This window comes from Tumebacillus amylolyticus (assembly GCF_016722965.1).
GTDB lineage: Bacteria > Bacillota > Bacilli > Tumebacillales > Tumebacillaceae > Tumebacillus > Tumebacillus amylolyticus.
Map to the genome: position 1 here is coordinate 616,394 of NZ_JAEQNB010000001.1, position 22,140 is coordinate 638,533.

The following is a 22,140-nucleotide window of genomic DNA, read 5'->3' on the forward strand; positions in this document are numbered from 1 at the left end:
CCACACACAAAAGGAGGGCTTAACATGACGAACAACAAAAAAACCATCTATTTTTTATGCACAGGGAATTCCTGCCGCAGCCAAATGGCAGAGGGCTTTGGTAAAAAGCACCTCGGCGACCGTTTTGAAGTCTACAGTGCAGGGATCGAAGCGCATGGTCTGAATCCGAATGCAGTGAAAGCCATGGCAGAAAAGGGGATCGATATCTCCGAGCAAACCTCCGATATCATCAACCCGGAGATCTTGAACGAGGCGGATTATGTTGTAACTCTTTGTGGGGATGCCAACGACAAGTGTCCGATGACCCCTCCGCATGTTAACCGCGCTCATTGGGGCTTCGATGATCCGGCGAAAGCAACCGGCACTGATGAAGAGAAATGGGCAGTATTCCAACGTGTACGTGACGACATCGAAGATCGCATCAAGCGTTTTGCAGAACAAGGTGAGTAAGGAAAAGGCCCTCGTAAATGAGGGCCTTTTCTTTTTGTAGTTGATCTGGGCTGTAAAGGTACCCGAAACCATAGCTTTACATTGCCTTAATATAATACCTTGTTCCTATATCTCAAAATAACAACAACATGACGAAACAAGCATTGGGTCTTGCATTCATCGCAACTTTGAGTGCAAGTTTGCTGGCCGGTTGCGGCAGTGATAACAAACAAATTGCAAAGCCATGTCAAGCTGGTGGGAATAACAACAATTCTTCGCAACAAGCAACCAGCCTCACCGGAGCGGGCTCCACGTTCGTTTATCCGTTTTTCCTATGGTGGCTTGAACAACTTGCAGATTAACTATCAATCCATCGGCTTCGGTGGTGGCAGTAAGCTGCTCACTGAACAAACCGTTGACTTTGGTACTTCTGACATACCGATGATCACACAAGAGTAGGATGTAGCTTCGAAAACGGGCGGGGAAGTCGTGCAAGTGCCTGTGACTCTTAGGGCAGATACAATGTTCCGGAAGTCAAAGACAAGAAGTATGAAGTGATTGTGCGAGGCAATCGAGTTGAGTTAATGCCCAAAGAATTCAATTTGATCTATTATATGGCCCAAAAAATCGGGAAGCCGCTAAGTCGAAATCATCTCTTGGACAAAATCTGGGGATTGAGATACGAAGCAGACTCCAGGTCAGTGGACGTTCACATCTCTCATTTACTCGACAAGATAGAACTCGATCCCAAAAAAACCGAGTATATAAAAACTATTCGAGGGATTGGGTACAAACTGGTTGCATCGCAAGAAGATTGATGATTAGAGTACCAAAGTTGAGCCTTCGCGACCTTTGGAAGCAAGTCCCTTCGAATCTGTGGTCTACGATTCATAGAGCCTTTCTGGTTCTCTTGGGGTCGGATCTCAAGGAAAGCAAGTGCATCATAAAAACTAGAAAAAGGCCCCATCGGGGGCCTTTTTACATATAGGATGGCGTATTATTCTTTATTTTTCGGACAGACCGAACTTGAAATTCTGCAGCTCTTTAAGCACAGCGTCGTGCTTATTCGCCTCAGTGATTTTTTCTTCAGCTAGGGCGATTTCCCGTTCATTGCTCAGTACTCTGATTCTTCCTTTCACATACAACATCATATAAAACCAACAGGTTGCGATACCAAGAATAATTCCAATTAGAAATCCCATAGAAGATAAACACCCTTTCACATGGGGATGTAATGTAGTGGTGTATATTTATATAATCATATTCTTATTTTTATGTCAAGAATTGCGAGCATGTGACTTAGAATCTGAAACATCTTGAAAGCGGCCGGTATACCTTCGGGTTGTCGGCCGCTTTTTCTTGCGTTTTGCGTAGGAAGGACATACAATGACATCAACAACGTATAAAAAGATTTTGATTTGAGGTGAGATTATGAAGGAGCTTCCGATCTTCGAAGAAGGATCCGATATGTATGAAAGGTATGAAGCGAAATTCAAGGCTCTAGCCGATGCCAGAAGGTTGCGTATCATGAGCTTGCTCGTGAAACACGGCAAGGTGTGTGTATGTGACTTGGCGATGATGCTCGACATGCCTCAATCGAAACTTTCTTACCATTTAAAGATTCTGTTGGATCAAAACTTGATCCTAGTCGATACACGAGGCAAATGGAACGACTACCAGATTAACTTGAACGAAGTCAACCATATTCTATCGGAAGAACTTTGCTGTCTCTTTCGACTAGACCGCATGATGGATGATAACAAATGATGCTGACGGCTTCGAGTACCTGTGCCCCCTTTGTGATGTCTCATCACAAGGTTTTTTTTTGTGGACGGATTTTGTACCAACACACTGCAAGAATGACAAGCAACAAGGACGCGCCGTGATACGCGAGCGAATCGCCGAGTTGGAACGCAAGGAAGGGGCCAAGTGCTGCTCCAAAATCGACAAGGAACGAGTAAGTGCTCATGGTGCCCATGTTTGATCTGGCGGAGGCCATATCGGATGCGATGGCATCCATCAAGGTGGTTAACAGCGTGGCAGTTAGCTGAACGAAAAGCAATACACCAAACCACAGTAGACGAGGTAAGGGGGAAGGGATGAACCAAAACAAGATTGCCGCCAGCACGAGAGAGATGAGGAAATAAGGCATGCGTCCTCTTGGACCATCTGATAGAAATCCTATGCGTGGAGCAACAAATGGCTCCCAGCCCCAGCGCAACGCTTGTAGGAAACCCGCCAAGGAGGAGGCTTCGATGGTCACTCCCAGCAGTAGGAACCCCTCAGGTAGATTTTGTTGGATCGTCAAGCTCAAGGTTGAAGCAAGTACGCCTTGATAGATGTAGGCAAGAAGCATACCACTCCCCAACATCAGGAGCCAGGATTTATCTTTCCAATTCTCAGCGATCCCCCCAAGGAGCGTGGGGGTCCGTTGCTGGTTGTTAAGAATAGTATTGGAAGATGACGACCGGAATACCAACGGAATCGCTACGACAGTAAGTAGAGCAAACAGGAGTGATACGTTTCTCATACCGAACTTTTCAACTGCAAAACTCCCAACGAGCATGCCGATCAGACTGCCCAGACGATACAGGCCGTTGTACATCCCCATCAAATAGCCGCGGTTCACTGAAGTAGAGGAGTTGACGATGGAGAAATAGGAACCCAATCGTAAAAGTGACCAGGAAGCTCCCCATAAACAACGACAAATCAACCATGCGACGAACCCCTTTCCAAGTCCGTAACCAGCTGTCGTTATACCTGCAATCACGATGGCAATCGCCATTCCTGTCCGCAAGCTAATCCGTTGATAAAGCCATGTGACAAATGGATTTAATGGCAAGCGCACAAACCGATTGACAGACAAGAGCAGGCCCACTTCAAATAAGGAAGTGAGCCCGCCATCTCTCCAGTGGATTGGCAGTACAACGTAAAGCATCGAGTCACCGAACAAACAAATGGCTGTGATCAGCGCAATCGTGACAACGTCTCGTCTTCCTTGATTGTTCATCATATGTTTGCGCTTCGAACCGGCTGTCTTTTTAGTAAATGAGGAATGATCGTAAGAGCGGTCTTTTTCAATCCCAAAATGAAACGGAACGTTGGGCCGTGACTGTGTGAGGAAAGCGGTCCTGCAAAGTATAGCCCTGAGAGATTGGACTGAAAATGTTCATCCACTTTGGGGAACTGTTCGAAGCGATCCTCCCGTTCAATCTGCTCACGAAGTTCTTGATTCAAGAAAGGAACCCGGTCCAAGTTGATATGGAATCCTGTTGCAGAAATTATATGATCAAATTCCCGTGATTCTCCGGTTGACATATCGATTTTAGCTCTTCCATCTAAGGTCAGTGAAACACTAGTAATTTGCACCCCACCAAGTTCAGGAACTTTTCCCTCTACATAGGGACGAAGGAAATGAGCCACGCTGCCAGGGGAGTGACCCCATTCCTGAGACTTCTGTTCGATTGGAAGTTCGTAGAATATATTGCCCAATTCCCGCAAGTCAATCTCTGATTGATAGCTGCCACCATAGTTGGCATGGTCGCGACGATAGAGTAACTCCGATTCGGCCCCAGCAATGTGGAGCAACCCCGCGGCTTCCCAAGCGCTTTGTCCGCTGCCAAGCACCGCTACCTTCTGCCCTTGGAACTTGTTGAAGTCCGTGTAGCCCGAAGGGTGAGAGAAAACAGACGATGGTAGAGCGTTGAGTATCTCCGGAACGTATTTGTAATGTTCAACACCGGTTGCAACGATTACGTTGCGTGCGTAGAAGACCGAACCGGTTTCAGTTTGTACACGGTACTCCATGTTGTCAGTCAGCTCGACTTGATGGATCAGCTTCGGAGTGAACTCCACTCCTGCCTTTTCAGCAAACCATATACCGTATTGGACAAACGTCGTTCGGGGTAGTGGCGTTATGATCTCTGTCTCTGTCTCGTCTGCAAAACGGTGAATGGTCCATTCATCCTTCGGATCAGAGAAACTGACAAAATCATGCGGGGTACGGATGAACATGTTTTGTGGCATCTGATTCTTCCAAAAGTCCATGGGGTAGCCGAAAAGTTTATAGTTCAAGTCGTTGGCTACAGCATGCGCTGCAAGCGAAATTCCGAACGGGCCGGCACCGATGATGATAACGTCGAGGGTGTCCTTTTCTGTATGGGTTCGTTTGATGGGCATTGTACTCATCCTCTCTAATGGGTTTCAAATCAATATTTTTTGATGCATAGCTGTTGTTGACAGTATACGGAAAGTTGTTCCATTTTGCAATAACCCATCAAGAAAAATTGTTATGAGAATTTTCTCAGCCCTCCCTAGCGCAAAATGGTGTGACCAAGGACACAAAACGAACATATGTACTTCTCAACATTATGAACATCATTCATAATAGATTCTGTGCGTATGGACAATTAATTGAGTGAGGTGCTTTCGTGAAGGCAGAGGCAGAGAGTTTATTGAGTGCGTTTGAACAAATTTTACCCGAGCATTATCAATCGAGTATAGTCCGACAATCCCAAGTACAGATGGCAATCGATATCCTTGATTTTTTGCAACCGACCAATCCGAAAAGAATACTCATTGTCGAGGCACCAGTCGGAACCGGTAAATCGCTTGGTGCATTACTGCCGGCCATGCAGTTTGTACAAAACTCGATAAAGCGTGTTCTTTATGCGACCTCAACGATCAACCTACAAGGCCAGTTAATGAGAGAGGAAGTACCGTTGCTACAAAAAATGGGACTTATAAAAAAGCCTTTGTTGGCTATGGGAAAATCTAATTATTACTGCCACGTTGAATTCGAAAACAACATGGAAAAGCTGGAAGGGTTTGAAGGTAAGTTTTCACAATATTTTACGGATGCAGATACTGGTCAACGGAATGATTTTGAGAACTTATTTGAACCGGTTCCGAATGCGATTTGGGAACAAGTCCTCTTGAAAGCAAGTAGGTTTGAGTGTGGACGTTGCCGCTTTTGGCCAACATGTCCCACAAGAATACATCGGCAACGCTTTTTAAACCCATCCAACGATCTAGTGATTACAAACCATGACCAACTTATTCGCTCGACTCTAAATGCTATGAGTGAAGACACTTCTGAGGAGATCGTTCCAACAACACCTGGAGTCATTATCTTAGATGAAGCCCATGATTTTCAAGAGAATCATGCTGGTCAGTTGGAATCCGTTCTCCATGAATACGAACTTGGTAAAATAAAAAGGTTTCTGCCCAAGGACTGTCGGTCAGAGATGAATCAGGTAGAACAGGAATTGAGGCAGTTTATGATCAACGAACGGCAACGATTAGTAAGTAAAAACGGAAGATACAGCATTCCGGAGCGAGCCAAATTGTTGCTTGAGAAGATGAAGCCAATTTTACATAAAGCCTTGAACAATTTGGTCTCAAATATCAATCAGAATGATTCAAGAGATCCGTCAGATATTGTTGAAAGTATTCTGATAAAAATCGATCATCTACTAGATGAAAAGGCGAATATCTCATGGGTTGAGTACGAGGATTTGTCTTTTACCTCCATCACAAGAAAATTTCCGACTGAATTTAGAAAGCTCTTGATGCAGTTGAAGGTGAGGAACAAGTTAATCATCATGTCAGGCACACTGACAGCGGAAGGTGACTTTACAAGCATGCTTGAACGGTGGCGGCTTGGCAGTCACGAAGTCATCACCAGATCTTTTTCGTCACCATTTGATTTCAAAAAACAAGCAAGGATTTATGTACCGGACAACCTCGTTCGACATCGAGGTCACGTAGAGATAGATCCTATCTATTTGGGGAATCAAGTTCAGCATATCAAAAAATTGATTGAGGCAACGAATGGGCGAACTTTGATTCTTACCACGTCTAAGCAGCATATGGATGACGTTCATCAACAACTTCACGAACACACGAAGCAATTGAATTTGACCTTACTGAAGCAAGGACAAGCCAGTGTAGAACGCCTATCGAAAACGTTTAAGGAAGAGGAACATAGTGTGCTCATCGGTTCGGGGAGTTTTTACTCAGGGCTGTCCGTGCCAGGTAAGTCGCTCATTTCCGTCATTCTAACAAAACTGCCATTTCCAGTTCCGGATGACCCCTACCTCAGTTTGATCGGTGAAGGGATGGAGGACGACCTTTTCAATCTCGTCCTGTACCCCAATATGATGGTAAAACTGACTCAAGCTATTGGTAGGCTGATCCGTGATATTAAGGACTATGGGGTTGTGACGATTCTTGATCCTCGAGTTTATGAGAATGACCAATATGGTCATCTGATCCGTCGTGCGTTCGAAAGTCAAGGGTATCAATTTACCAGATCCGAACAACAGGTCTTCCGCTTTTTCAAGCGATGTGACAAGAACTTGCCGAAAGTGACTTATAAGCAGTATAAGCGTTCACAACTCCAGATCTCCACGAGGTTGAGTGGAAAACCTGAAAAACGGAACGTGCCGAGGAAGGTAGCAGTTGAAACTCATGCTGCCAAAAAGGAAGTTGTAAAAGTAACGGAGCAACAGTGGTTGTTCTACGAACGAGTTTGCGAGCTAAAAGGCAAACCCCTAGGTAGGCCTAAAAAATTGCGCTCACCAAGGGCTTTGTATGAAGCTTTGTACGCGATGTTCTACACAGGTAACGAAGATGTCAAATTCGTCGTTGAGGAGTTCCCGTATATTAATGAAGCGCAACGTGCGGAGTTCTCCACGTACAATGGCGCGGGTTTGATGCGATCGTACAGGATGTCTGAGGAAGAGTTGGCCCAGTTGCAACAGCGATTGTCGTCGAAAAATAAACTTGCATAAACAAAGGGAGGAAGCTATGGTTTTAGAGTTTCTGAGCAAATGGTGGGAAGAAGAAATAACCCTTAATGATCTGAAGAAATTGCGAGATTACTATGAGGGATTTGATGATGAGACTTTGCATTTTCTTATGCTCAACAACGAAGTAAAACAGAAGTCCCAAGAGAATACGACCGGCATGATCAACTTTTCATTCGGTTCTGCCTTTTTACCTATGATGATTGCTTTGATTGCATCGAGCGCGGCCACTACCGGTGCGTGGGTTACGTTGATTGGGCAGTTCCGCTCCCTTCCAAACTCCCCGATTCTTAGTGATCCCGATTTTTCACTGAATTCCCTTGAACACTCAATCGGTGATTTATGGGGTTCGAACTTCAAGTTTATATTGGGGTGCTTCGCGATCTATTTGTTGATTATCCTCACCGTTACTCGCAGAAGAGCGATGCGATTCAGACGGTTTTTGATCATCAAGAAGATTATTGAGGAACGAGGTAAGGAGAAGGCTTCATAAAAAATGACCTGACCGATAGTAATCCTAGATTGTTGGTTGCCCCACCATATCGAGGACTTCCTCGGAATGGTTTCCTACTGTAAAGGTGCCTGTAGGGAGATCATCTAAGCGGTGATTCGCTTCGATTGTGTTGGTCAGCCTCACTGGAGTTAGTGGCTACAGAGGGGCCTTACATTTGCAACGCTTTGGGATCAGGTCCGGATAGCTCTTTTCTCAAAAGGGCCTTCGTATGCGACTTGGGCGGCAGGGGTCCTGGCAGTTCTCTATCTACTTTGGCGGGCCCACCGCGAAGAAAGTCTGTCTTGGAAATGGCTCAATGCATGGGTGGTTCCCATTGGAATCGCAGTGGTGTTTTACTCCTTATGCCTTCCTGAATCCGGTCGAATCACCACAATGCCCTGGGGGGTATGGGGAGGCTCTGCGGACTATCATCCGGTCTCTTTCTATCGGGTTTTGTTGTGGGGGCTCGCAATCTGATTCTTGCATAGGGTCAAGTCAAGCGCCCCCGTAGAATTTTGTTGGCTGTGGCAGCATTCAGCGCAGTGGAAGTTGTGATCTCTTGGTTTTCCTACCACGATGAACTGTGGCATGGATTGGCTCCGATTCAGTGGGGAGCCTTACTACTTTTCATCGCCGGATTCATCGGGTTGACTTTTAGAAAGTCCTGCGTATAATAAAAGTCATCCGGCATACCCGTAGGGGTATGGGTATATGAAGGGTGGTGAAACGATGAACTGGATCCCGTTTCTGATCTTCGTTGTGGTTTTGTGGTTTGTTGTGTCGCGGATACTCCCTGTCAAGGGACTGCGCAATCTGACGGAGACGGAGATTGCGTCGTTGATGAAGAAGACGCGAGACAACGAATTCATTGATGTTCGAGAAGTTCATGAGTATGGCGGTGGTCATATCCGGGGCTTCAAAAACATCCCGCTCAGCCAGTTGTCTTCGCGCATTGCGGAGATCGACCCATCACACACCATTGTGCTGACCTGTCAAAGCGGGATGCGAAGCCGTCAAGCGGCACGAGTATTGCGCAAGCACGGCTTCCAAAACATCTGCCAACTTCCGACAGGAGTCAGCGGTTGGAGTGGAAAGCTGGTCAAATAACCATCCTATAAGGAGTCAAGGCGTGCTTCGTAGCCACTCCTTTTTATTAAAAGTCAAATATACCCCACAGGGTATGAGGTCTTTATCTGGAAGAAGGTGTACAACGTGAGCAAAGTGATCAACATTCTGTCCTTCGATGTGCAAGATCGTCTGAAAAACGGAGAATCTGTCACCATCATCGACGTCCGCGAACCGGAAGAGGTGGCGCAAGTACGAATTCCCGGCGTGAAGCACATCCGACTCTCTGAACTGCAAAGCCGTCAGAACGAAATCGACCCGGAAAAAGAGACGATCTTCGTCTGTCGAAGCGGCAATCGAAGCGCGATGGCCTGTGAGTACCTAATGGGTCAAGGCTACCGCAATGTCAAAAACCTGATGGGCGGTATGTCAGGCTGGAACGGCCACGTTGAAAAAAACTAACAAACTCTGGGAGGTATTCACCATGACGAAAAAACGTGTAGCGATTATCGCCTCGAACGGCGGTCTTGATTCTGCCTACAAAGTCTTGAACATCGCGACGGCAGCTGCGGCTACCGATGCAGAAGTTGCGATCTTCTTCACCTTCGAAGCGCTTGCCATCATTCATCGAGACGCAGCCACGATGCTGACGATGGGCCCAGGCAAAGAGCATTATGCAGAAGGTTTCAAACGCGCCAACGTCCCGTCAATTTCCGACTTGCTGGAGATCGCCACGGAAAGCGGCGTTCAAATGATCGCGTGCCAGATGACGATGGATGTCACAGGAATGACGAAAGACATGTTTATCGACGGGGTGGAAGTCGGCGGCGCGGTGACGTTCCTCGACTTTGCTTATGACGCCGATGTCACGGTGACGTTCTAAATCTGGTAGAACGTGTCTGGGGGAGGAGATACCTAATGACAATCGGGTTGCTGATCACACTGTTCCTGATCGGTTTTGTCGGCTCATTCCTTTCTGGGATGCTGGGGATCGGAGGCGCTATCATCAACTATCCGATGCTGCTTTTCATTCCCGCTTTGTTAGGAGTCGGTGCCTTCACCGCACATGAAGTGTCCGGCATGATTGCCGTTCAAGTTTTTTTTGCAACGCTTGCTGGAGCCTATGTTCTTCGCAAGCAGAAGATCATCCATCTGAAACTGGTCGCCTATATGGGAACTGCCATCATTATCGGCTCATTTGCAGGTGGGTATGGAGGCATGTTGTTGTCGGGGAAGATCGTGAACTTGGTTTACGCCATTCTCGCCACCATCGCAGCGGTGATGATGTTCATCCCGAAAAAAGGCATGGAGGAACGACCCGTCGAGGAAGTTACGTTCAATCGAATGATCGCCGTGATTGCCGCTCTCGTTGTGGGGACTGCTTCCGGAATTGTCGGAGCAGGTGGCGCGTTCTTGTTGGTGCCGGTCATGCTGTCCGTTTTGAAGATCCCGACCCGCATGACAATCGCCACATCGCTTGCAATTACGTTCATTTCTTCCATTGGGGCCGTCGGGGGCAAACTGATGGCGGACCATATCCTGCTTCAGCCGTCGCTTGTGTTGATCGTCGCCAGTTTGTTGGCCGCGCCGCTTGGCAGCAAGGTCAGCCGCTTGATGAACCCGCGAATGCTGCAAGCGGTTCTCTCGGTGTTGATCGTCGGAACCACTGTTAAAATCTGGTCCGATATCTTAATGAAGTAGAGAAAGGGCGGTAACTCAAGATGAATCTCGTTGATAAAACCATTGACTGCAAAGGGCTTTCCTGTCCGATGCCGATCGTGAAGTCCAAAAAAGCGATCGAAGAGATCCAGCCGGGTCAGGTTCTCGAAGTGGTGGCAACCGACCCCGGTTCCGTCGCTGACATGAAAGCTTGGGCGGATCGTACCGGTCATCAATTCATCGGCACGACGGAGGAAGACGGTGCCTTCAAACACTACATTCGAAAAGCGAACCCGAATGAAGTGAAGCCGGAAACGCAGCATCCGCATGTCCTGACAAATGAAGAATTACTCGGCAAACTGAGCAACAACCCGGTCATTCTCGATGTACGGGAACCGATGGAATTCCAGTTTGGTCACATCCCTCGTGCGAAATTGGTGCCGTTTGGCAAGTTGGAAGAAACACTGTCCGAGTTGTCTCATCTGCAGAACCAAGAAGTGCATGTCATCTGCCGCTCCGGCAACCGAAGCGATTTGGCGTGTCAAATCCTTACCGAAAAAGGCTTCTCGAACGTGAAAAACATCGTGCCCGGCATGTCCGAATGGAACGGGCCGCTTGAAAAATAATAGCAAGGGGTGACCATCTCATGGCTGTAGCAACGATCAATTCTCAAGAACTGCACAACAAAATCAACTCGGGCGAGTCGATCTTCATCCTCGACGTCCGCAACCCGAGTGACTTCAACGATTGGAAAATCGAAGCGCAACATCTGGTGTCGGTGAACATCCCGTACTTCGATTTTCTGGAAGAAGACGACGCGGTCTATCAAGGTCTTCCCCACGACACCGAGATCGTCGTCATCTGTGCCAAGGGCGGCAGTGCTCAAATGGTTGCCGAGCAACTTGATGAAAAAGGCTATCACGTAAGCTTTTTGGAACTCGGGATGCTGGAATGGAGCCAATTTTACAATCCTGTGACCGTCTACGAAGGCGAGAACATGAAGTTGATTCAGCTCAACCGTCTCGCCAAAGGCTGCCTGTCCTATATGGTGATCTCCGGAGGCGAAGCGTTGGTGGTCGATGCAAACCGTCATGTGGACGAATACACGAAACTGGCGGTGTCTGAAAACGTGCAGATCAAGCACGTCCTTGATACGCACTTGCACGCCGACCACATCTCCGGTGGGGCGGAACTGGCGAAAGCAACGGGAGCTCAATACTACATCTCGTCGAGCGAGATGCAAGGGGCGACTGGCTTGGACTACAAACCGCTTGAACAATTTGAAGCGTTGAAAGTCGGAGCCGTCGAAGCGAAAGTTCTGGCGATCCCGACACCCGGCCATACACCGGGCTCGACGTCCGTATTGGTTAACGATCAATTCTTGCTCTCGGGCGATACGATCTTCGTCGGCGGTCTGGGCCGTCCCGACTTGGGTGGCAAAGCGCGTGAATGGGCGCAATCTCTCTACGACACGGTGTTCACCAAAGTGGCAAATCTGTCGGACGAAACGGTCGTACTCCCGACTCACTTCGCAGATATCAAGGAAATCAACGACAACGGATATGTCGGTGCCACCCTGGGTGCAATCCGTGCAAGCAATGAAGTGATGCGCACCGAAAACCGCGAAGCCTTCACCGAGATGGTAGCGGGCGCATCCGGTGCCACCCCGCCGAACTTTGAAGAGATCGTCGGAATCAACCGTGGCGACATCCACGTCACACCGGAAAAAGCAACCGAGCTGGAAATCGGTCCGAACCGTTGCGCGGTTCATCATTCGTAAGATCAAGAGAGGGGATACTAAACCATGCAAGCTGATCTCGTAGTAGACGCAAAAGGGCTCTCCTGCCCGATGCCGATTGTGAAAGCGAAGAAAAGCATAGACACGCTGTCCAGCGGTCAAGTCATGCAACTGGAAGCCACGGACAAAGGTGCAGTCAACGACTTCCAAGCGTGGGTGAAACAAACAGGCAACGAAATGGTTCACATGGACGAGGAGAACGGCGTCTATCGTTTCTTTGTCAAAAAAGCCTAAGAGATGAGGGGGTCCAAAGGTGTTCCATTACACAGTTGATACGGACAAAACGATCGACGAAGCAGTGGCCGCAGTGGAAGCCAGTCTCAAACAACACAAATTCGGCGTGCTCTGGCAACTGGATCTGCCGAAGAAACTGCAAGAAAAAGGCGTGGACTACGAGCAACCTTATCGCATCTTGGAAGTCTGCAATCCGGTGGAAGCGAAGCGCGTGTTGACGCAGAACCCGCTGGTCGGGTACTTTCTTCCCTGCAAGGTCGTCGTCTACGAAGACAACGGTCAAACCAAGATCGGCATGCCCAAGCCGACCGTCATGATGGGTGTCGTCAACGACCTCGCTTTGGCGGAGATCGCGCAGGGTGTGGAGGACACGTTGATCAAAGCGTTGGAAGCAGCCAAGTAAGACATAGGGGCCTCAAGGCCCCTTTTTTAATCGAGAGGAGAACGGGGAAAATGAATATGGAGAAGAGTAGCACGCTCGTCGTGTTTAACGGGGATTTGGACAAAGCGATTGCAAGTTTTATCATCGCCACGGGATCGGCCGCGATGGGGAACAAAGTCACGATGTTCTTTACCTTTTGGGGGCTGAACATCTTGCGCAAGGATGAGTACGTCCCGGTGAAAAAGTCGTTTTTGGAAAACATGTTTGGAAAAATGATGCCGCGCGGTGCCAATCGTCTGGGCATCTCCAAAATGAACATGGGCGGGATCGGTTCGAAGTTGATGAAGAAGATCATGCGTGACAAAAACATCGCCACACTTCCCGAGTTGATGGAGATGGCGAGGGACTTGGATGTGCAAATCATCGCATGTGCGATGTCGATGGATGTGTTGGGGATCACCCGTGAAGAACTGATCGACGGCATCGAGTACGCAGGGGTTGCGACGTATCTGGCAGCCGCCGAAGAAAGTCAGGTGAATTTGTTCATCTAGGGAAAATCAAAAAACCAAGATCGCCTGTGAACAGGAAATCTTGGTTACGGAATACGCATTGTATTAGTGGTCGCGGTGATACGCAACTTGAACCCCGAGTACTGGGTGGGTCTCCAAGACGTAGTGACCTTGAGGGCAATGTTTGGATGTGCTGCGTTTCTCGGCTTGAAGAAAAACTAATTTTTGTCTGCACAATGGACATTCCTCACGAAACCATGATACGATTTTGGAAAGCACTCTAAACACCACCTTTTCCTACTGAATTACTTTGTCTACTATAGCATGTTGTCTTAGAATGCGACAACAACGTTTCATTTATACCGTGCCCACAGAGGCAAAGGAGGGATTCCAGTGGAGTACAACGATTCGATCAAAAATCGTTTGCGGAGAATTGAAGGACAAGTGCGTGGCGTACTCAGCATGATGGAACAAGAAAAAGACTGCCGGGATGTGGTAACGCAACTTACGGCCATCCGTTCGGCAATCGATCGTGCGGTCGGATACGTTGTGGGCTCCAACTTGGAGTCCTGTATTCGAGAAGAGATCGAAAAAGGAAATGTCCCCGACAAAGTGATCAAAGAAGCAGTCGAAATGCTTGTGAAGAGCAGATAGGAACGGAGGAAATTTCATGAGTCACGGACAACATCGCTTTAACCCGAAGCATGTGGAGAAACTACTCAATCCGGATCGCTTGAAGATGCTTCCGCCGGAACAGATTGTAGACGCGCTGCAAATTTCGCAAGATGATAACGTCGCGGATCTTGGATGTGGGCCGGGGGTATTCACTTTCCCAGCAGCAAAGCGAACGCAGCGCACCGTTTACGCAATCGACGTAGAGCCCCAGATGTTAGAACTTCTGCAACAGCGAACGGAAGAGGCAGGAGTTTCGAATGTTCAAACTGTCTTGAGCGATGCTGAGAAGATCGACTTGCCGGATCAGTCTGTAGACAAGGTATTGATTGCATTTGTTCTGCATGAAGTTGAGGATTTGAACCAGGCAGTACAAGAGGTGAAACGTATCCTGCGCCCGAATGGGAAAGTGTTGATTCTGGAGTGGGAGAAAAAAGAGACCGAAATGGGTCCTCCCGTGAATCATCGTTTGGATTCAAACGAGTTGCAACAAGTGTTGGTTGCCAACGGCCTGCAAACTGAGGTCAAATTGCTGAACGACAATCACTATATGGTGGTTGCTCAATAGGAAACGCTCCGGTGCTTATGCGCCGAAAAGCTCCCAAATACCGGGAGCTTTTTCTTTTTCTTGCACGCCACCATCTCGAGGACCTTCTCGATATGGTAGTCACAAGCCAAGCGTACAATCCCTTTTCTCATCCAAAAGGCGGTCTTACATTTGCGTCGCTTTGTGCCATTGTTACGTAATTTCCATTCGGATATATTGTGTGTAAGAGAGGAGGACAATCATTGAAATTGGATGAGATATTGCAACGGGTACCTTGGTTGACCAAGTCTGTTTTTCGCGATCTCGTAAGGAAGGGAGTACTTACAACGAGTAGCAAAGGTTCAGGAAAAGGAAGAGGGTTAGGAAGCGAAACTGGCACATATGCGGAAAACTCGATAGAGATCTTACATTCTGTTGCTCAGCTGCGGGATCAAGTACGGAAGGCAGATCTCGTGTACGCAATCCTTTGGGAAGGTCACGAAGTGAATTATGAAAAACTACGGGATCGATTATTTGATGACTTCCACGATCTGAATAAATATCTCAATCAGATGTCTTCGTTACCCGATGACTCGGAGGCAATTGAGAGGGCAGCCGAATATCGACTTCCCAAAATGAAGCCAGGTAAACCCACTCAAAATGAAGTAGATCGCAGAGAACAGTTAATGGAAAAGGAAATAGAAAACCTCCATCGTGAATTTGAGTTTGTAAAGCGAATCGCTCAAAGGCTCCCAATTGGACAATACATTCAAATGGTTACAAATGGGATTGAGATGGATGGAGAAGTGACCGGCTTTTTTGATGAGTGGTTTTCGAAAGACAGATGGCATTCCGTAATAAAAGCGACAACTAGTGACGATCTACGGCAGGTCCATCGTTCTATATTGCTACTCAAGGAATACATGAGCATTCTCATGCAAACAAATCCGGAGTTGTATGAGCAATTTTATGTTGTATTACGGCTCTTAAAAAAACCGGTATTCCTCAAAATCGGTACCTTTCTCTTGTTGGTCCCTGCGTTTCGTGGCTTTATCTTAGGGTTGGATGATCCTGCGAAAAAGGAGCTTTGGGTAAAGACCAGCATGGAGATGAAGGACAGCGAAAACCTGAGAGGAGGTGATACTCTATGAAAAATGTAGGAATCGCACTTGGCGGCGGCAAGGCATTTTCGGTCCCGGCTGTTGTTCTTGTCGGCCTAGCAATCCTCGCAGTCTACGGTTTGTGGAAGGCCACTTCGAATTAAAGATGAAGACAGCCGCAACGAGGGACGTTGCGGCTTTTCCAAGGACTTTTTTTCCAACTAACAGTAGGGCCTATTCGAACTAATAAGATGCAATTTACCATCCTAAAGAGAGTTGACATAACCTTATAGAGTCTACTAAAATAGGAACAAGTGTTTCTGTCCTTGGTTACTGAAGATTACCTAAGGAGGTATCTATGTTTAACACAAAAAACGAACAACTAGACGATCTTCTCCGACGAATTTGCGAAAGTCTCCAAGTAACGCCAACTATGTATGCGTTAGCTGAATCGCGGTATAAGGCCGTTGCTGATTGGTTAGACCGCTGGGATGAGCCGATGCAACTGCAAATCTATCCTCAAGGATCTTTTCGTATCGGAACTACGGTGAAGCCTATCAAAGGTGAGGAGTTCGATCTCGATTTCGTATGTGAGTTCTCTGTTCCTTGGCAATCGCAAAATCCGCACCTTGTGTTGCAAAAAATGTACAACCGGATGAAAGAGCATGGTACTTATCAAGGAATGGTTGAATTAAAGCGCAGATGTATCCGTGTTAACTACCGGAATGAATTTCATATGGACATCTTGCCGGCATTTCCTGTTGATGATACAGGCTGTCTGAAAGTCCCTGACAGAGAGCTGGGGTGGAAGGACAGTAATCCCAAAGGGTATGCGGAGTGGTTTGAAGAGCAGGGAACGATTCAAAAAATGGAATTTGTAGATAAACGAGCAGAAGTGGAGCCGCTCAGAGGTCATGAGACCGCTGAAGAAAAAACAATTCTCGCTAAAATTGTTCAGCTGATTAAACGGCACCGTGACGTATCGTTTGAAGATGATTTGGACAACGCACCGATAAGCATCGTGCTAACCACTTTGGCCGCAAAACATTATGCGGGGCATAGATCTGTATTCCAAGGACTTTTGCACATTGTCAACGCTATTAGCATTGATATCGTTGCAGTTGGGAATGGTCGGATCCAGGTTCTCAACCCAAGGAACTCAGCGGAGGACCTCAGTGAAAGGTGGGACGGGAACAGAAAGTTGTATTCTCTCTTCGTGGATTTTGTAAGGAAATTCCAAAATGAACTAATGAGTGTCCAACATGCGGTTGGCATTGACGCTGCCTCTAAACTGCTCATGTCTATGTTTGGAGAGAATGTCACCCAAACAGCTCTTCGCAAACAGGCAGAAGCAATGCAAAACTATCGGACTACAGGTAAACTTGCAGTCAATAGCAAGGGTACACTTACCTCTGCAGCTGTTGTAGGTTCCACTCTTGTAAAGGGGAATACCTTCTTTGGTTCAGAAGAGTAAGTATACCAAACCCAAGTCACTCAATATCGGGGAACAGGTGTATTCCATGAAGTTGCGTTACCCCGAATTTACAGAAAGAATTAGCTCAAACCGTGTTGTTTGGATAGGTAAGTTGACACCTACTCCATTAAGTGAGACATACAGCGTACTGGTAGAATTCTCAGGTGAGTGTGACATTTCAATCAAGGTGATTTCTCCCCCCCTTCGAATGCGTGGAACTGAAAAAATCCCTCATATGTACGATCAGGAACGCTTGTGCCTTTTTTATCCGCGAACTCAAGAGTGGGATAATACAAAATTCATTTCAAAAACTATTATCCCTTGGACAATCACCTGGTTGTTTTTCTACGAAATGTGGCATGCAACAGGGGAGTGGTTAGGTGGAGGTAAACACCCTAGAATACCAGTCAGACGGTTTGGATCAGTAAAAAGAATGAAAAAGGTTGAGCGAGGGTTCTGAAGTCGCAAATGATATTTTGAATTCGCGAATCATTCAGCGCTGACCAAATTGTAAGAGCCTAAAAAGTGGCGAACACAGGGGATGTTTCCTTCACAACAGTTGCGAAAGCAAGAAGGAAACCTCCCCTGTGTTTTTTATAAAGGAGGTACAAGAGAAATGTCCAAAACTAAAATCCCAGAAAAAATCAAGATCCGACTTTGGGTCATGGCAGCAGGGCGATGTCAATATGAAGGGTGTAATCAGACACTTTATACCGATACCATAACAAAGAAAGATTTTAATATTGCTTATATCGCTCATATTGTAGCAGATCGTCCAGAAGGCCCACGTGGCGATGAAGTACTATCCGATAAGTTGAAGTCAGATATATCCAATCTCATGTTAATGTGTGACACACATCACCGATTAATTGATCAGGAGGATGAAGAAGGACATCCAGTAGAGAAATTACAGGAAATGAAACGAAAGCATGAGCAGCGGATTCAGATGCTGACTTCTATTAAGGAAGATCGCCAAAGCCACGTTTTGCTTTATGGAGCCAATATCGGTCAGCATTTTGCCCCTGTCAGTTGGGAAAGAGCGAAGGAGGCGATGCTACCAGAATTCTATCCGGCTGAAAAAACAGCAATCGAACTTGGATTGCGAAATAGTTCTTTTCAAGATGAGGAAGACTTTTTCTGGGAAATGGAAAGACAAAACTTACGACGGCATTTTTTGGATAAGGTAAAACGCAGGATGGAATCAGGAGAGCTTTCAAAGCTTTCGGTTTTCGCTCTGGCACCTCAACCACTTCTGGTCGAATTAGGAACTTTGCTATCTGATATTCCTGCGGCTGACGTATATCAACTTCATCGAGAACCAGCCAATTGGTGTTGGCAGCCTCATCCAGAACCGTTTAGTTACACCGTGATCGAGCCAACAGCGATCTCAAGAAAAATAGCGCTGAACCTTTCAATTAGTGCAACCATTGATAACTCTCGCATTGCTAAAGTGGTGGGTGAGGAAACGTCAATCTGGACGATGACCGTAGAAACTCCGAATAATGACTTCTTACGAAGTAAGCAGCAACTAAGTTTGTTTCGTCAGGAGTTTCGATTACTTATGGATCGAATAAAGGCAGTGCATGGAGAAGATTCAGAGTTACATGTTTTTCCTGCTGTTCCCGTGGCTATTGCAGTGGAGATCGGTCGGGTGTGGATGCCAAAAGCGGATCTTCCTTTGATCGTTTACGATCAGAACCGAAGCAAGGGTGGTTTCACACAAACACTTGTTATCTCCTCGGAGAAAAAACACCTTATTGCAGGATTTGTCTCGTAAATATGGCGGAGATAACTAAGAGGGAGTTGGTGATTAATGGAGGATGCTATACAGATGAAGCTCACCCAATTTGCAAGTCGTTTTCGAAGGATGATGGAAAAGTGTGACCCATCAGAATTGCTACAGATTCCCGCTCTATCGAGATTCCCTCGTGGGGCGTGTGGTGATACATCTGATCTTTTGGCAATGTATCTGGTTGATAACGGTTTTTCAAATGTATCATACGTGTGTGGGATGGATGGTAGCCAGTCTCATGCGTGGTTGGAATTCGACGGTTGGTTAGTAGATATTACAGCTGACCAGTTTGTGGGTGTTGATGAATCCGTTATCGTGACCAAGGACCGGAGTTTCCACGATCGTTTCAAACGGCAAATAAGTGTTCATGGCAACCCTGAGAGACATAATAAGCAGGTATTTGAGAGGCTAAGTAGTGCTTATCTTTTAGTTCTGTCCAAAGAGAGCGAATGCAGCTAGATCAATCGTACTCGGAAGGAAGTGTGTTAATTAAAGAAGAGAAGTGTATCAGGCCGCTGTCAAAGAGATGGTTGACAGCGGCTTAATGCTATTGGGCTTTTGTATTCGATTGATTGGGTGTTCACTTGCGACCTAACTGGGATGTGTGTTCCTGTCTTAAATCTTGGGGGTAGTTACATTCTCGTGGTATCTAATTTTTGAGTAGAATTTCCTCGTGATCCTTTGGGAGAGGCTTGCGTAAATTAAAATGTGCAATTAATATTCCGGCTTGCTCCATGGTAAGTTCATCAATCGGAAATGACAGTTTCTTACCGTTTTTTGACAACAGTGTTTGAACAAAACTAATTTGCTTTACTGAAGCTGGGCGAATTGAACGATTAGAAACAGAACCCGCTTCATACCTTTTGGCGAATAAACTCCAGGCTTCTTTTGCCGACTTTGAGATGACAACATCATCCGCCATAGATTGAATAAACCAAGTGTCTTTGAAGAAATCACTATTCCTGAAACTCTCATCGTAGGCGAGAAATAATGGTTTTGACATGGCCTTTGCAAAGCCGACTTCGGCAACGGTGCCATAAGCATCGACTGAATCGATCCAGACAAATACAAAATCAGACTGAGTAATCCACTGTTGACACTTTTTTAAAACAGTAGAAGAGTTGTCAGCATTTTCTCCGCACCCATATCTGAAATTTCCTCGCCCATGCGTGTACTCTCCATGATAGCAACCATGGTCGCAAGTCAAGAAATATGGACCTGAGTATGAGAATCCGTCAACAGGTGAGGGGGGATGAATGGCGCCTTTTTCATTGTAGAGTTCAGCATCCCTGAGTTCAGAAAAGATGTCTGAGCGCCATCCATTTTTGGTGATCTTGCCAGCAAGGTAGACTTTTTTCATTTTATCATCCTTTCTGATAGGTAATTCGATCATACTTTAAATTAAGAGTGCGCAGCTGTCAATAAATGTGATCATTTTTGATCGTAGGGAACTTTTTTAAAATACTGCGAGAGAACATCTGTATCAGACCGGCAGCACAACGAGGAGGAGGACGTCAGATCCAAACAGAGTCTCGAATCATGGGACCAGTAGGCTTGTAGAACGCGTCCATAATTCCAAGGGAGGCTGGCACGACTCCTAAAAAACGGGTATTCCTCAAAATCTGTACCTTTCTTTTGTTGGTCCCTGCGTTACGTGGCTTTATCTTAGGATTAGAAGATCCAGCGAAAAGGAGAAATTGGGTAAAGACTTGCAGGGAACTGAAGGACAGCGAACAACCTGAGCGGAGGTGGTACTCTTTGAAAAATGTAGGAATCGCTCTTGGCGGCGGCAAGGCATTTTCCGTCCCGGCTGTTGTTCTTGTCGGTCTAGCAATCCTCGCAGTCTACGTTTTGTGGAAGGCCACCTCGAATTGAAGTTGAAGAAAGCCGTAACGAGGGACGTTGCGGCTTTTCTAATAAAAATGAACCGTGGTCAGTGTACAACGTTTTTATCCCTGAACAGGTTTTTGAAAGGATAGAGTACATAACGCTCAGTAAAGGACTTTTTTGTCCTGATAATTCAAGGATTTTGCCAATACTGCAAATTCAGTAAAGAACTATTTTGTCCTATTTTGAGTTGCATAGAACGGTATAATAAGGATTCATTGCCTCTATTAGTAAAGAACTTTTTTGTCCTGTTACACCTCCGTCCCTAGGGACGGAGGCCTTTTTTTGCGCGTGATAATGATTGCTTTCTACTTCTATCTCCTTGATCTGATGGTAATGCCATCTCTTCATGTTGGAAAAACTGTAGGCTGCAACTGTGATGAAAAACCCCCGGACTCCAAATACACACAGGAACTTCGAAGCGGGTTGACTTTTAGAAAGTCCTGCGTATAATAAAAGTCATCCGACATACCCGTAGGGGTATGGGTATCTGAAAGGTAGTGAAACGATGAACTGGATCCCGTTTCTGATCTTCGTTGTGGTTTTGTGGTTTGTTGTGTCGCGGATGCTCCCTGTGAAGGGACTGCGCAATCTGACGGAGACGGAGATTGCGTCGTTGATGAAGCAGACGCGAGATCACGAATTCATTGATGTTCGAGAAGTTCATGAGTATGGCGGTGGTCATATCCGGGGCTTCAAAAACATCCCGCTCAGTCAGTTGTCTTCGCGCATTTCGGAGATCGACCCGTCCCACACCCTTGTGTTGACCTGCCAAAGCGGGATGAGAAGTCGTCAGGCGGCACGAGTATTGCGCAAGCACGGCTTCCAAAACATCTGCCAACTTCCGACAGGAGTCAGCGGTTGGAGTGGAAAGCTGGTCAAATAACCATCCTATAAGGAGTCAAGGCGTGCTTCGTAGCCACTCCTTTTTATTCGAAATCAAATATACCCCATAGGGTATGATGCCCGTAGCTGGAAGGAGGTGTACAACGTGAGCAAAGTGATCAACATTCTCTCCTTCGACGTGCAAGATCGTCTGAAAAACGGAGAATCTATCACCATCATCGACGTCCGCGAACCGGAAGAGGTAGCGCAAGGGCGAATTCCCGGCGCGAAGCACATCCGACTCTCTGAACTGCAAAGCCGCCAGAACGAAATCGACCCGGAAAAAGAGACGATCCTCGTCTGCCGAAGCGGCAATCGAAGCGCGATGGCCTGCGAGTACCTGATGGGCCAAGGCTACCGCAATATCAAAAACCTAATGGGCGGTATGTCGGGCTGGAACGGCCCTGTTGAAAAAAACTAACAAAC

At 46.7% G+C, this 22,140-nt stretch carries 28 protein-coding genes; 24 read left to right on the top strand and 4 right to left on the bottom strand.

Translation table 11 applies throughout. From position 1 onward, the window contains the following. Positions 1 to 24 precede the first annotated feature (24 nt). From arsC to JJB07_RS24475, 3 genes are all read left to right on the top strand, one after another. Complete coding sequence (gene arsC, locus JJB07_RS02950; RefSeq protein WP_201630964.1) at positions 25 to 450, top strand: arsenate reductase (thioredoxin); 426 nt, start codon at positions 25 to 27, stop codon at positions 448 to 450. 128 nt (positions 451 to 578) lie between these two features. Next, a complete protein-coding gene (locus JJB07_RS02955; RefSeq protein WP_201630966.1) occupies positions 579 to 791 on the top strand; it encodes a hypothetical protein in 213 nt (70 codons plus the stop codon). 198 nt (positions 792 to 989) lie between these two features. Continuing rightward, positions 990 to 1,247: a winged helix-turn-helix domain-containing protein gene (locus JJB07_RS24475; RefSeq protein WP_430727199.1), complete on the top strand. Its 258-nt coding sequence runs from the start codon at positions 990 to 992 to the stop codon at positions 1,245 to 1,247. Between the two features lie 186 nt (positions 1,248 to 1,433). On the opposite strand, the gene JJB07_RS02965 is transcribed toward JJB07_RS24475, so the two are convergent. Continuing rightward, positions 1,434 to 1,631 (bottom strand): hypothetical protein, encoded by a 198-nt coding sequence (locus tag JJB07_RS02965; RefSeq protein ID WP_201630970.1) that lies wholly within the window; start codon positions 1,629 to 1,631, stop codon positions 1,434 to 1,436. A gap of 229 nt (positions 1,632 to 1,860) precedes the next feature. Here JJB07_RS02965 and JJB07_RS02970 point away from each other — a divergent pair, with 229 nt between their 5' ends. After that, positions 1,861 to 2,196, top strand: a complete 336-nt coding sequence (locus JJB07_RS02970; RefSeq protein WP_201630972.1) for an ArsR/SmtB family transcription factor — start codon at positions 1,861 to 1,863, stop codon at positions 2,194 to 2,196. A gap of 43 nt (positions 2,197 to 2,239) precedes the next feature. Here the strand turns inward: JJB07_RS02970 and JJB07_RS02975 are convergent, their stop codons facing one another. Together JJB07_RS02975 and JJB07_RS02980 are read right to left on the bottom strand one after the other, a co-directional pair. Further along, the gene (locus JJB07_RS02975) at positions 2,240 to 3,442 is read right to left on the bottom strand and encodes an MFS transporter (RefSeq protein WP_201630974.1); all 1,203 of its coding nucleotides are present in this window, start codon (positions 3,440 to 3,442) and stop codon (positions 2,240 to 2,242) included. After that, positions 3,439 to 4,608 (bottom strand): NAD(P)-binding domain-containing protein, encoded by a 1,170-nt coding sequence (locus JJB07_RS02980; RefSeq protein WP_201630976.1) that lies wholly within the window; start codon positions 4,606 to 4,608, stop codon positions 3,439 to 3,441. Before JJB07_RS02980 ends, JJB07_RS02975 begins: the two co-directional genes overlap by 4 nt. Positions 4,609 to 4,859: 251 nt before the next feature. Here JJB07_RS02980 and JJB07_RS02985 point away from each other — a divergent pair, with 251 nt between their 5' ends. The 18 genes from JJB07_RS02985 (at position 4,860) to JJB07_RS03070 (ending at position 19,401) form a co-directional block, all read left to right on the top strand. After that, positions 4,860 to 7,223 (top strand): helicase C-terminal domain-containing protein, encoded by a 2,364-nt coding sequence (locus tag JJB07_RS02985; protein WP_201630978.1) that lies wholly within the window; start codon positions 4,860 to 4,862, stop codon positions 7,221 to 7,223. 16 nt (positions 7,224 to 7,239) lie between these two features. Continuing rightward, positions 7,240 to 7,731, top strand: coding sequence for a hypothetical protein (locus JJB07_RS02990; RefSeq protein WP_201630980.1), 492 nt, complete (start codon positions 7,240 to 7,242; stop codon positions 7,729 to 7,731). A gap of 729 nt (positions 7,732 to 8,460) precedes the next feature. Further along, the gene (locus tag JJB07_RS02995; protein ID WP_201630982.1) at positions 8,461 to 8,838 is read left to right on the top strand and encodes a rhodanese-like domain-containing protein; all 378 of its coding nucleotides are present in this window, start codon (positions 8,461 to 8,463) and stop codon (positions 8,836 to 8,838) included. Between the two features lie 105 nt (positions 8,839 to 8,943). After that, positions 8,944 to 9,258 carry a rhodanese-like domain-containing protein gene (locus JJB07_RS03000; RefSeq protein WP_201630984.1) on the top strand — a complete coding sequence of 105 codons (315 nt, stop codon included), beginning with the start codon at positions 8,944 to 8,946 and terminating at the stop codon, positions 9,256 to 9,258. 22 nt (positions 9,259 to 9,280) lie between these two features. Then, complete coding sequence (locus JJB07_RS03005) at positions 9,281 to 9,679, top strand: DsrE/DsrF/DrsH-like family protein (protein WP_201630986.1); 399 nt, start codon at positions 9,281 to 9,283, stop codon at positions 9,677 to 9,679. A gap of 35 nt (positions 9,680 to 9,714) precedes the next feature. Next, positions 9,715 to 10,497 (top strand): sulfite exporter TauE/SafE family protein, encoded by a 783-nt coding sequence (locus JJB07_RS03010; protein ID WP_201630988.1) that lies wholly within the window; start codon positions 9,715 to 9,717, stop codon positions 10,495 to 10,497. 20 nt (positions 10,498 to 10,517) lie between these two features. Next, positions 10,518 to 11,081, top strand: coding sequence for a sulfurtransferase TusA family protein (locus JJB07_RS03015; RefSeq protein WP_201630990.1), 564 nt, complete (start codon positions 10,518 to 10,520; stop codon positions 11,079 to 11,081). A 20-nt stretch (positions 11,082 to 11,101) separates the two neighbouring features. After that, on the top strand, positions 11,102 to 12,235 hold the full coding sequence (locus tag JJB07_RS03020) for an MBL fold metallo-hydrolase (RefSeq protein WP_201630992.1): 1,134 nt from the start codon (positions 11,102 to 11,104) through the stop codon (positions 12,233 to 12,235). Between the two features lie 24 nt (positions 12,236 to 12,259). Further along, positions 12,260 to 12,487, top strand: a complete 228-nt coding sequence (locus tag JJB07_RS03025; RefSeq protein ID WP_201630994.1) for a sulfurtransferase TusA family protein — start codon at positions 12,260 to 12,262, stop codon at positions 12,485 to 12,487. 19 nt (positions 12,488 to 12,506) lie between these two features. Then, positions 12,507 to 12,890: a DUF302 domain-containing protein gene (locus tag JJB07_RS03030; protein WP_201630996.1), complete on the top strand. Its 384-nt coding sequence runs from the start codon at positions 12,507 to 12,509 to the stop codon at positions 12,888 to 12,890. A 50-nt stretch (positions 12,891 to 12,940) separates the two neighbouring features. Then, entirely contained in the window at positions 12,941 to 13,420 is a 480-nt protein-coding gene (locus JJB07_RS03035) for a DsrE/DsrF/DrsH-like family protein (protein WP_201630998.1), read from the top strand. Between the two features lie 351 nt (positions 13,421 to 13,771). After that, the gene (locus JJB07_RS03040) at positions 13,772 to 14,032 is read left to right on the top strand and encodes a metal-sensing transcriptional repressor (RefSeq protein ID WP_201631000.1); all 261 of its coding nucleotides are present in this window, start codon (positions 13,772 to 13,774) and stop codon (positions 14,030 to 14,032) included. A gap of 16 nt (positions 14,033 to 14,048) precedes the next feature. Next, the gene (locus JJB07_RS03045; protein ID WP_201631002.1) at positions 14,049 to 14,618 is read left to right on the top strand and encodes a class I SAM-dependent methyltransferase; all 570 of its coding nucleotides are present in this window, start codon (positions 14,049 to 14,051) and stop codon (positions 14,616 to 14,618) included. Positions 14,619 to 14,839: 221 nt separating this feature from the next. Next, positions 14,840 to 15,727: a hypothetical protein gene (locus JJB07_RS03050; RefSeq protein ID WP_201631003.1), complete on the top strand. Its 888-nt coding sequence runs from the start codon at positions 14,840 to 14,842 to the stop codon at positions 15,725 to 15,727. Between the two features lie 307 nt (positions 15,728 to 16,034). Further along, positions 16,035 to 17,150, top strand: coding sequence for a nucleotidyltransferase domain-containing protein (locus tag JJB07_RS03055; RefSeq protein ID WP_201631004.1), 1,116 nt, complete (start codon positions 16,035 to 16,037; stop codon positions 17,148 to 17,150). A gap of 46 nt (positions 17,151 to 17,196) precedes the next feature. Then, on the top strand, positions 17,197 to 17,610 hold the full coding sequence (locus JJB07_RS03060) for a type II CBASS E2 protein (RefSeq protein WP_201631005.1): 414 nt from the start codon (positions 17,197 to 17,199) through the stop codon (positions 17,608 to 17,610). Positions 17,611 to 17,766: 156 nt separating this feature from the next. After that, the gene (locus JJB07_RS03065; RefSeq protein WP_201631006.1) at positions 17,767 to 18,927 is read left to right on the top strand and encodes an HNH endonuclease; all 1,161 of its coding nucleotides are present in this window, start codon (positions 17,767 to 17,769) and stop codon (positions 18,925 to 18,927) included. Positions 18,928 to 18,981: 54 nt separating this feature from the next. After that, positions 18,982 to 19,401: a hypothetical protein gene (locus JJB07_RS03070; RefSeq protein ID WP_201631007.1), complete on the top strand. Its 420-nt coding sequence runs from the start codon at positions 18,982 to 18,984 to the stop codon at positions 19,399 to 19,401. A 190-nt stretch (positions 19,402 to 19,591) separates the two neighbouring features. Here JJB07_RS03070 and JJB07_RS03075 read toward each other — a convergent pair whose 3' ends face one another. Continuing rightward, the gene (locus JJB07_RS03075) at positions 19,592 to 20,302 is read right to left on the bottom strand and encodes a hypothetical protein (protein WP_201631008.1); all 711 of its coding nucleotides are present in this window, start codon (positions 20,300 to 20,302) and stop codon (positions 19,592 to 19,594) included. A gap of 1,035 nt (positions 20,303 to 21,337) precedes the next feature. Here JJB07_RS03075 and JJB07_RS03080 point away from each other — a divergent pair. Together JJB07_RS03080 and JJB07_RS03085 are read left to right on the top strand one after the other, a co-directional pair. Continuing rightward, positions 21,338 to 21,715, top strand: a complete 378-nt coding sequence (locus JJB07_RS03080; RefSeq protein WP_201631009.1) for a rhodanese-like domain-containing protein — start codon at positions 21,338 to 21,340, stop codon at positions 21,713 to 21,715. Between the two features lie 105 nt (positions 21,716 to 21,820). After that, positions 21,821 to 22,135 carry a rhodanese-like domain-containing protein gene (locus tag JJB07_RS03085; protein WP_201631010.1) on the top strand — a complete coding sequence of 105 codons (315 nt, stop codon included), beginning with the start codon at positions 21,821 to 21,823 and terminating at the stop codon, positions 22,133 to 22,135. The last annotated feature ends 5 nt before the right edge of the window (positions 22,136 to 22,140 follow it).

Excerpts from the sequence above, each read along its gene's own strand:
- arsC (WP_201630964.1), top strand. The coding sequence starts at position 25 with ATGACGAACAACAAAAAAACCATCTATTTTTTATGCACAGGGAATTCC.
- JJB07_RS02955 (WP_201630966.1), top strand. The coding sequence starts at position 579 with ATGACGAAACAAGCATTGGGTCTTGCATTCATCGCAACTTTGAGTGCA.
- JJB07_RS02965 (WP_201630970.1), bottom strand. The coding sequence starts at position 1,631 with ATGGGATTTCTAATTGGAATTATTCTTGGTATCGCAACCTGTTGGTTT.
- JJB07_RS02970 (WP_201630972.1), top strand. The coding sequence starts at position 1,861 with ATGAAGGAGCTTCCGATCTTCGAAGAAGGATCCGATATGTATGAAAGG.
- JJB07_RS02975 (WP_201630974.1), bottom strand. The coding sequence starts at position 3,442 with ATGATGAACAATCAAGGAAGACGAGACGTTGTCACGATTGCGCTGATC.
- JJB07_RS02980 (WP_201630976.1), bottom strand. The coding sequence starts at position 4,608 with ATGCCCATCAAACGAACCCATACAGAAAAGGACACCCTCGACGTTATC.
- JJB07_RS02990 (WP_201630980.1), top strand. The coding sequence starts at position 7,240 with ATGGTTTTAGAGTTTCTGAGCAAATGGTGGGAAGAAGAAATAACCCTT.
- JJB07_RS02995 (WP_201630982.1), top strand. The coding sequence starts at position 8,461 with ATGAACTGGATCCCGTTTCTGATCTTCGTTGTGGTTTTGTGGTTTGTT.
- JJB07_RS03005 (WP_201630986.1), top strand. The coding sequence starts at position 9,281 with ATGACGAAAAAACGTGTAGCGATTATCGCCTCGAACGGCGGTCTTGAT.
- JJB07_RS03010 (WP_201630988.1), top strand. The coding sequence starts at position 9,715 with ATGACAATCGGGTTGCTGATCACACTGTTCCTGATCGGTTTTGTCGGC.
- JJB07_RS03015 (WP_201630990.1), top strand. The coding sequence starts at position 10,518 with ATGAATCTCGTTGATAAAACCATTGACTGCAAAGGGCTTTCCTGTCCG.
- JJB07_RS03020 (WP_201630992.1), top strand. The coding sequence starts at position 11,102 with ATGGCTGTAGCAACGATCAATTCTCAAGAACTGCACAACAAAATCAAC.
- JJB07_RS03025 (WP_201630994.1), top strand. The coding sequence starts at position 12,260 with ATGCAAGCTGATCTCGTAGTAGACGCAAAAGGGCTCTCCTGCCCGATG.
- JJB07_RS03035 (WP_201630998.1), top strand. The coding sequence starts at position 12,941 with ATGAATATGGAGAAGAGTAGCACGCTCGTCGTGTTTAACGGGGATTTG.
- JJB07_RS03045 (WP_201631002.1), top strand. The coding sequence starts at position 14,049 with ATGAGTCACGGACAACATCGCTTTAACCCGAAGCATGTGGAGAAACTA.
- JJB07_RS03055 (WP_201631004.1), top strand. The coding sequence starts at position 16,035 with ATGTTTAACACAAAAAACGAACAACTAGACGATCTTCTCCGACGAATT.
- JJB07_RS03060 (WP_201631005.1), top strand. The coding sequence starts at position 17,197 with ATGAAGTTGCGTTACCCCGAATTTACAGAAAGAATTAGCTCAAACCGT.
- JJB07_RS03065 (WP_201631006.1), top strand. The coding sequence starts at position 17,767 with ATGTCCAAAACTAAAATCCCAGAAAAAATCAAGATCCGACTTTGGGTC.
- JJB07_RS03070 (WP_201631007.1), top strand. The coding sequence starts at position 18,982 with ATGAAGCTCACCCAATTTGCAAGTCGTTTTCGAAGGATGATGGAAAAG.
- JJB07_RS03075 (WP_201631008.1), bottom strand. The coding sequence starts at position 20,302 with ATGAAAAAAGTCTACCTTGCTGGCAAGATCACCAAAAATGGATGGCGC.
- JJB07_RS03080 (WP_201631009.1), top strand. The coding sequence starts at position 21,338 with ATGAACTGGATCCCGTTTCTGATCTTCGTTGTGGTTTTGTGGTTTGTT.